The following is a 7,255-nucleotide window of genomic DNA, read 5'->3' on the forward strand; positions in this document are numbered from 1 at the left end:
GCATCTAAAAATTAATAATTATTTATATCTTCTATTATTTCTTTTTCCTCTTCTGAAAGATTAAAATCTTCTACCAAAGAATCAATATCAAATATATGCTCCATCCCCCAATTACTCCAACCTGACGGAGTTATATAACCATCGAAAACAATACTGAATGGATCAAATACTCGATAATCTATAACATTTCTATCATCATCTAAAACAACAACAATATTAAAAGAATCACTATTTTCTTCTATCTCATTTAATTTTTTGAAATCAATATTAGAAAAATAATCTTTTAATGCATCAATAACACTTATCCTATCTTCTGAAAAAAATAAAATTTTCATAATTATTATGTATTATGGTAGCCCGAAGGCTACCTGATTACAACCAAAGTTTTTTTGCTAAATCATAGTTCTTTTGAGCCTCATTAACAGCTTTTTTGGCATAAGTCAAAGAATATGAGTGTTCACGTGGGTATCTGTAATTCTTCTTATCACTCTTACTACATCATCATGCGATATACGTGGCGTACCATCTGCATGACAACCATTAGATAAATCACCCGATACCCTGTATCTCAGACCTAATACTACTTCATTTGTATTCATAATCGTATGGTGTTTAAGCGTTAATACCTATTGCGTTTCTCAGAAAGTTACCAGCCTGCTCTACTGACATATTCAACTTCTTCTGAACCAGGATAAGCATACAAGCTACTTGTTCTTGTGTATTCAGATTACCTTGTGCAAACTCTGACATGATGAACTTTTCTATTGTTCTCTGTTTAATTACTGATGTTGCCATAATTGTATATCTTTTAATTGTTATTTCTTCGTTTCTGATGATGCAAATATAAATAGTTTATTTGAATTAAGTATATACTTTTATTAGTTTAACAAAGATTTAACATTTGATATTAGTATATACTTAAAATAAAACTTTAACTTTGTTCTATAATAAAAAAATACATGGTAGGTCTTAAAGGAAAGTCAGGAGGAAAACGCAGTGGTGCGGGTCGCCCATCGGGTATTAATCAAAAAGCAATACTCGTTAAATTTGATATAGACTTAATTGAATATCTAAATTCACAAGAAAATAGAAATAGATTCATTAATGATTGTGTAAGAGAAAAGAAAGAAAAAGAACAACTCTAAAACTTAATAATATGTTTGATTATTCTATTTCTTCTACTATTTGAGCATCTTGATATTTTTCTTTTTGAATTTTTGATATAGACATTAATTTAGATACTAAAGATGTAGTACTCTGATTGTTGCTATTTTCTTCTTTTATATCATGTAACATTTTTAATAATCTTGTAATTTTATCTATATCGTCTTCTTCATCTATTAAGTCTAATGCTCTTTTTATCGCTTTTTCTTGTAATTTTTCTAACTCTTCGATCTTATTGAATTTTATTTTTGCATTTGTTTCTGCTATCTTTTTCAAATGTGCTTCTTCTACCTTTCTTGTTGCAACTAAAAGCCTTTGATCTGATTTTACCCATCTGTTTATTGTTGACCTGTTTACATGAAACATTGCTGCAATTGTTGCAATAGATTCTCCGTCTGCATACATCATTTGTGCTTGTAATATTTCACTGCGTGTATGATTTCTGCGCGGAGAACCTGATATGTCTATTTTCTTTGTCATTGCTGTAAGGCTTGTAACATCAATGGGGCAGTGTTCTTGTCTATTTGCTGCTGTATTTCTGGAGGTATTTGTGCAGAATTGGGGTCCTGTGGTGATTGCTGTATACTTCCCTGCGCCTGTATCATCTCTTCTTTCCGTTTTTGTATGGATTGCAACAGACGGTCGGCAAAGGGAAACGCCCCGTTTTCGAGAAGGTCTTCTATCATGATTTGCCCGGAAGCGAACAGTTGCATGAGGAAGTCATTCATCTGTTGCCGGTAGGCTGGTGTAGAGGTGCTCTCGGTGATGGTCAGGTCGAAATGTACGTTCTTGACGCGCTCGGGGTCGAACCATTTTGCCTCCTCGGAATAATCATTACCTGAGATATTAATATATCTCTTCTCTCGATAATATTGCTGTATTGTCTGCATGAGCTTGGTGTCGCGGTCTTCGCGGAAGGTATTGAAGGCAGAGAGCAGATCTACTAAATTTAATGCTGAATTTTGCGCTTCTTGTGCGTATAAACTTGCAGCAGTGCCGGAATTTGCTTGTTTTCCCTGCAAAGCACCATGTACCCCAGAAATTTCTTGTAATAATTTCATCTGGAGGTTGAGCATCTCGTAGGCTCCGACATTGGTGGCATTGGTGCTGATTTGCTGGGGCATGGCTCCTCCGGGTTTCGGGCGGAACAGGATGACTCCGTTATAGCGGGTCCATTCGTCGGCGATGTCTTCGATGGTCATGCCGTCGGGTATCTGGTCTTCGGGGAAAAGGAGTACTCCTTTGGCGCTGGCTCCCATGATGAAATCGACCATCGTAATAAGGCGGTTGATGTATCGCTGCTGGTCGATAATGTCTTCGACGAAAGAGTGTACTTCGCCGTCGACAAAGGGATAGAGGCTGAGCACATAGGGGTGGGACTTGTGCCAGTAGGGTGTCTCCATCTCGCGCAGCACGTCTCCGAAGGGGGTGAGCCAACGGGCATACCAATAGCGGTCGATAAACCATTCGGTCTCGATAAGGGGTATTTCGTCGGGGGCGAGCCCTTGTGCCGCGCCTTGCCGGATACGGGCTTCGTTGATGGCTTGGATTTTGGGGTAATCTTCTATTTCGATTTTATAGTATTGCGCTTCAAGTACATCATGGCATTTGATGCGTTCTTTGGATTCTCTGCGCCATATTTCTATGACCCGGCACATGTTATAGTCTTCCGGAACGAGGAAGGTGAGATTGTCCAGATGGTCTGATGTCAGATTTTCATAGTTCGAGCGCAGGCAGTCTTCTGTGGCCGTGGCGTAAATCTGCTTCAGTTCCAGGGCTTTGTTCCTATCATTCCCGGCGAAGGTGGCGATAAGGTCGGATATGGAGAGGTCGTGTATCTCCCCGATGAGGTTGCAGTCCCAATAGCGGTAGTCGGCCATGCGGTTGTCAAAAAAGAGGCGGTTTTCGTTGACTACGGTAACGAAGGCGTCTTCTTTGTTGAGTGCGGCATTCCAGCCGTATTGTATCTTGTGACAACAGAGTGCCGATATGAGGTATTGTTCGAGGGTACGGCGGTCGATGTCCCACATCTTGTTGAGGGTGTAGGCGTATTTCATGATGATGGACATCATCTCCCCGAGTTTCTGCTCGTCCCGGTCGCTGGCTACGCATACGGGTTCGGTCTGGTTGGAAGCGAACTGCCCGAGCACCGATTTTACGAGTTGCCGTATCATATTGTTTTTCAAGGGTATTTTGCCTTGTGCCTTGATATAGGTCTCTTCGGTTATCCATTTTCCGGTGGCGGGGTCTTTGATACGGTCGTTCCATTGCTTGCCGTAGGTATAGTCCCGGCAGCGGCGTGCATTTTTGCGGAACTTATCCAGCCCGTCCCACGCTCTGGATGCTTCGAGTATGATGTTTGCCGTATCGGTATTGCGCACTGAGTTTATGTAATGGTTCCGAGTGGTATCGCTCCCGGAATAAATCTGTGATTTGGGTATGAGCTGTTTCATTGTTGTTTTTTGTGTAATTCGAGTTCTACTTCAAATATGCTTTTATATGTTTCTTTTATTAGTGATTCTATTTCTTCGAGTTCTTTTTCGTTCGCTGTTTCTTTTGCTTCATTGAGCTGGTCGAGTTCTTTTTTTGCGTCCAATACATAATCATACAGGGCTTCTTTATGGTTGATTCTCTGCAATTCCTTACTGTATTTTGCGGGGTCTTTGCCGTATTCATTGCGGAGGCGGCGAAATTCTTTGGCTTCTTCGAGAAGGCGGTAATATGAGTTCTTGTCGTCCCGGTCGAGATATAGTTCTACGTCTCCTCTCCAAAATCGGGAAAGAACGGGGATGTGCTGCGGTGCCGGGTCGGAATAGAGGTTGGCTAATTGTTCGATGATTTTCCCCAGTCCGTTGACGTACCCGTTGACAACGTGTTCGATGGCTGCTGGATTGGGGCTTATCCATCCGCGTTCGATTTCGTTGCCTCCTGTAATATCGTTGATTCCTTTTGAGATTTGGATGTATCCTTTTGGCACTCCTTTGTATATTCTCTGATATTCGGGGAGATTCTTGTTGGCTTTGTCTTTATAGATGGGACGGTCCATAAAATTGATGTTGTCATACGCCTCAAGAAATGGCTTCGCCAGTGGCTGTGTTATCATCCGGGAGAGTTTGAAGTCTTTCCCTTCCAGGCGGGCGATTGCCGTGGCGGCAATGCATTCGGGAAGCCACTCTTTGCCGGCGGCGGAGGCTACGTCGATAAGGGCGTTGGTAGTGCTGTATCCTGGCTTGTTGCTGCGTGTGATGAACTCGCCTATGCATACTCCCAAGGTATGTGAGGGGAGAAAAGCCGGTGGCAATGGTATGGTTATTACCTGGTCTCCTGCTACTACGCAGAAATTGCTGTACCTTATGTAGGGTGTGAGGGAATAGTACTTGTCGAGTGCTTTTTCTGCGTCGTCGTCATCTCCTCCAAGTAGGAATGCGGCAAGGATGGTCAGGGCTTGCTCGGAAGCTCCGATCGACGTTGTCAATGACTTTACGGCCAGCCATCTCCAAGGGTGATCTTTTATCATTTGCAGCTGGTTGCGGTTGCTTTGCCGTCCGGCATTCCAGAATAATTGCCAATATCCGAGAGTCCGCGACATAGTCCCTTTCTTGTCGAAGTTTACGGTGACTTCTTTGGAGTCCCATATCGAACGTGTGACAGAGCGTCCCATCTGACGGGATGTGGCGTATGTGGCTATGCGGGCTGCGAGTTCGGCGGACTTGTTCAGGTTCTCGATGGATTTCCCGATGAAATCAGAAGACTTGTTTAAGGTCTTCAACGCTAAGTCTCCGGCACGTTCTTTTGCATTTTTGGGGAGATTGAGCTTCTTGTTCCTTTGTGTCTTCTTGATGTCTTTTCTCAGGCTTTCAAGTTGCTTCTGATAGTCGGCCAGCATGTTGTAGGCTACGGGGCCTCCGTTGCGGAAGTATTCGTCTACCAGCTTGTCGTACTCCGTGTCGCGGGGCTTGCCGGCGAGTCTTCGACGTACGGCTCCTTGCAGTTTTTTGTCGAAATAGTTCTTGTTGAACCGGGCTTGGTATTTCCGGCCTTCTTTGATAAGGAGGTTTGCGTTTGCTTCCTGATAGTCTTTCAAGACGTTCGGGACGGTAAATGAGATATTGAGCGTGGTCATTGTGGCAGCCAGCAGACGTTGTGCTGCCTGCACCACACGGGTAAACTTGTTGTCGATGGGTGCGGATATGTTGAGCTTGTTCACTGCACGGGATATGGCAGGGTCGGTGAACCATATCGTAATGGGTCGGCCATTCTCGAATACGGTAACGGCATGTTCGTGCTCGTGGGCTTTGACGATGGGAATGTCCAAATCGAGTCCTCTGCGATGTTTTACGGCTGTGCCATTATCTATTTCTTGCTGTGTGGGGGTAAGGTATGTGATGCCTTCTTCTTTGCGCAGGTAGGGGGTGAATACTTCTTTCCCGTTTATTTTTTCTTTCTTCAGCCAGGTTTCGGAGAGGTGGTATACCGGCATGGAATAACGCCTGCAGGTCTCCAACAGGCGTTGTTTCCAGGCATTTTGTTCTCCGTTGATGATGGTACCATAGGTATCCTGGATTAATTGGGTGAAGGGGTCACGTACCATGTTTTCGTGTCCTTTTATCTTCTTAAGATCGGACAGGTTTTTTCGTTCTCTTCGCTCGTATTCGTTAATGTCTTCTGCAGAGACATCGGTCTGCCCTTTCATGGGAACATAGAAATCGTAAAGGCGATGCAAAGAGTCGAATTGCTCTTGTGTAATAAGTCCTTTTTTTAACAGCTGGCTGTGTGTGAAGTATCCTTCTATGTATATGCCGTATTTCTTTTCTATGCCGTCAATGGCTTTGTCGATTTCGTCTTTATTTGTCAGGGTTTGATTTACTTTTGTTATTTCTTCGTTTTTGTTTTTCTTGAGTATCTCGGACATGGGTGTGCCGTAGGTGAGCAGCTCGTATGTGTCTTTGCTAATCAATCCCTTTTGCAGTTTTCTTTCTAATTGATATGCTGATATATCCCTGACTCTCTGCCATAATTCATTTGTAAGCTGACGGCCTAATGTATCTTCTGATTTTTTGACAAAATCGAACAGGTTCATCAGGTGGTTTTCTGCTGCGTATTGTTCCAAGTCTTCGTACTCGAATTTGTCGAAGTTTTCAGGGAATTGCATTTGTGGGTATTCTTCCCGCAGCATGAACTGGAAGGTGCCTGTCAGCCCGGCAAAGTCACGGCTGTTTATTTCATCGATGGCGGCTTGTAATTTTTCGGGTTTGCCGTCATACTGAGGGTCGGCTTTTGCTTCGGCTATCCTACGTTCTTTTTGGACGAGTTGTCGTTCTATTCCCGATTTTGCCAAGGGGTAGTACTTGAGCATGTAGTCTTTGTTCTCAAAGGCTTTTCTCACCTTGGCTAAGGTATCCAGTAATGGTTGCAGGTATTGTTCGTTGAACTTGTCTGTGGCGTCTTGTACGATGCTCATCGATGCGTTTTCGGCCCAATAGAAGTTCAATTCTTCGGGTAGTTTCCCGTACTTCTGCTCTATGTCGTCTATGAGGTCGTGCAGGGTGGTCATGGAATCGAAAAGTGCTTCGTAGGCTTTTCTCGTGTTGAGCTTCTCGGGAAGGATTTTCTGAAGACCAGGGATTTTCTTAAGGCCTCTAAGCCAGAAGGGCTCCCACATTTTATTGTAAACAGACTGCACGGCAAGCCGGTTGACAGAACTGAAGGCGATGTTGCGGCTGATATCCTTGTCCAGTTTCCGGTTGATGAGTTTCTGCCCGGCAACAGCTTGTGAAGCTTCGGATGCAGATAAACCTTGAGTATCTACTCCTACAGGAGACTGCATGGAGGATATGGCTTGCCGGTCCGCATCATGGCTTCTCTCCATTTGTTCGTCTGCTTGTATGGTTGTATCAATATGGAAACGGATATCGTTATCAGCCGGTGAATATTCTCCGGTATTCATGAATATACCGTCGGCTTTGGCTCGTTCTACGATGCGACTCTCTTCGGATGTCATACGACTGCCGGTGAGGTCGGTACCTCGTACCAGGTCTTTCAACGGCATGTGTACAAAGTCCTCTATCGTGACCCTTTCGGCTTCGGCTCG

Annotated in this window: 7 protein-coding genes; 1 reads left to right on the forward strand and 6 read right to left on the reverse strand. The window is 43.9% G+C overall.

The window, feature by feature from the left end:
* Positions 1-11 precede the first annotated feature (11 nt).
* From BN2628_RS08075 to BN2628_RS08080, 3 genes are all read right to left on the reverse strand, one after another.
* On the reverse strand, positions 12-335 hold the full coding sequence (locus tag BN2628_RS08075) for a hypothetical protein (protein WP_055096735.1): 324 nt from the start codon (positions 333-335) through the stop codon (positions 12-14).
* Between the two features lie 105 nt (positions 336-440).
* Positions 441-599: a hypothetical protein gene (locus BN2628_RS17565; RefSeq protein ID WP_257606428.1), complete on the reverse strand. Its 159-nt coding sequence runs from the start codon at positions 597-599 to the stop codon at positions 441-443.
* A 13-nt stretch (positions 600-612) separates the two neighbouring features.
* On the reverse strand, positions 613-795 hold the full coding sequence (locus BN2628_RS08080; protein ID WP_055096736.1) for a hypothetical protein: 183 nt from the start codon (positions 793-795) through the stop codon (positions 613-615).
* Positions 796-959: 164 nt separating this feature from the next.
* On the opposite strand from BN2628_RS08080, the gene BN2628_RS08085 reads away from it, so the two are divergent.
* The gene (locus BN2628_RS08085) at positions 960-1,145 is read left to right on the forward strand and encodes a hypothetical protein (RefSeq protein ID WP_055096737.1); all 186 of its coding nucleotides are present in this window, start codon (positions 960-962) and stop codon (positions 1,143-1,145) included.
* Positions 1,146-1,164: 19 nt separating this feature from the next.
* Here the strand turns inward: BN2628_RS08085 and BN2628_RS08090 are convergent, their stop codons facing one another.
* The 3 genes from BN2628_RS08090 to BN2628_RS17570 are packed head-to-tail and all read right to left on the reverse strand — an operon-like array spanning position 1,165 to position 7,111.
* On the reverse strand, positions 1,165-1,644 hold the full coding sequence (locus tag BN2628_RS08090; RefSeq protein WP_055096738.1) for a helix-turn-helix domain-containing protein: 480 nt from the start codon (positions 1,642-1,644) through the stop codon (positions 1,165-1,167).
* A complete protein-coding gene (locus BN2628_RS08095) occupies positions 1,641-3,617 on the reverse strand; it encodes a portal protein (RefSeq protein ID WP_055096739.1) in 1,977 nt (658 codons plus the stop codon). Before BN2628_RS08095 ends, BN2628_RS08090 begins: the two co-directional genes overlap by 4 nt.
* Positions 3,614-7,111: an LPD38 domain-containing protein gene (locus BN2628_RS17570; protein WP_257606429.1), complete on the reverse strand. Its 3,498-nt coding sequence runs from the start codon at positions 7,109-7,111 to the stop codon at positions 3,614-3,616. Before BN2628_RS17570 ends, BN2628_RS08095 begins: the two co-directional genes overlap by 4 nt.
* Positions 7,112-7,255 lie beyond the last annotated feature (144 nt).

It is taken from the genome of Gabonia massiliensis, from assembly GCF_001403595.1.
In the GTDB taxonomy this organism is placed as follows: Bacteria; Bacteroidota; Bacteroidia; order Bacteroidales; family Coprobacteraceae; genus Coprobacter; species Coprobacter secundus.

Excerpts from the sequence above, each read along its gene's own strand:
- BN2628_RS08075 (WP_055096735.1), bottom strand. The coding sequence starts at position 335 with ATGAAAATTTTATTTTTTTCAGAAGATAGGATAAGTGTTATTGATGCA.
- BN2628_RS17565 (WP_257606428.1), bottom strand. The coding sequence starts at position 599 with ATGAATACAAATGAAGTAGTATTAGGTCTGAGATACAGGGTATCGGGT.
- BN2628_RS08080 (WP_055096736.1), bottom strand. The coding sequence starts at position 795 with ATGGCAACATCAGTAATTAAACAGAGAACAATAGAAAAGTTCATCATG.
- BN2628_RS08085 (WP_055096737.1), top strand. The coding sequence starts at position 960 with ATGGTAGGTCTTAAAGGAAAGTCAGGAGGAAAACGCAGTGGTGCGGGT.
- BN2628_RS08090 (WP_055096738.1), bottom strand. The coding sequence starts at position 1,644 with ATGACAAAGAAAATAGACATATCAGGTTCTCCGCGCAGAAATCATACA.
- BN2628_RS08095 (WP_055096739.1), bottom strand. The coding sequence starts at position 3,617 with ATGAAACAGCTCATACCCAAATCACAGATTTATTCCGGGAGCGATACC.
- BN2628_RS17570 (WP_257606429.1), bottom strand. The coding sequence starts at position 7,111 with ATGAATACCGGAGAATATTCACCGGCTGATAACGATATCCGTTTCCAT.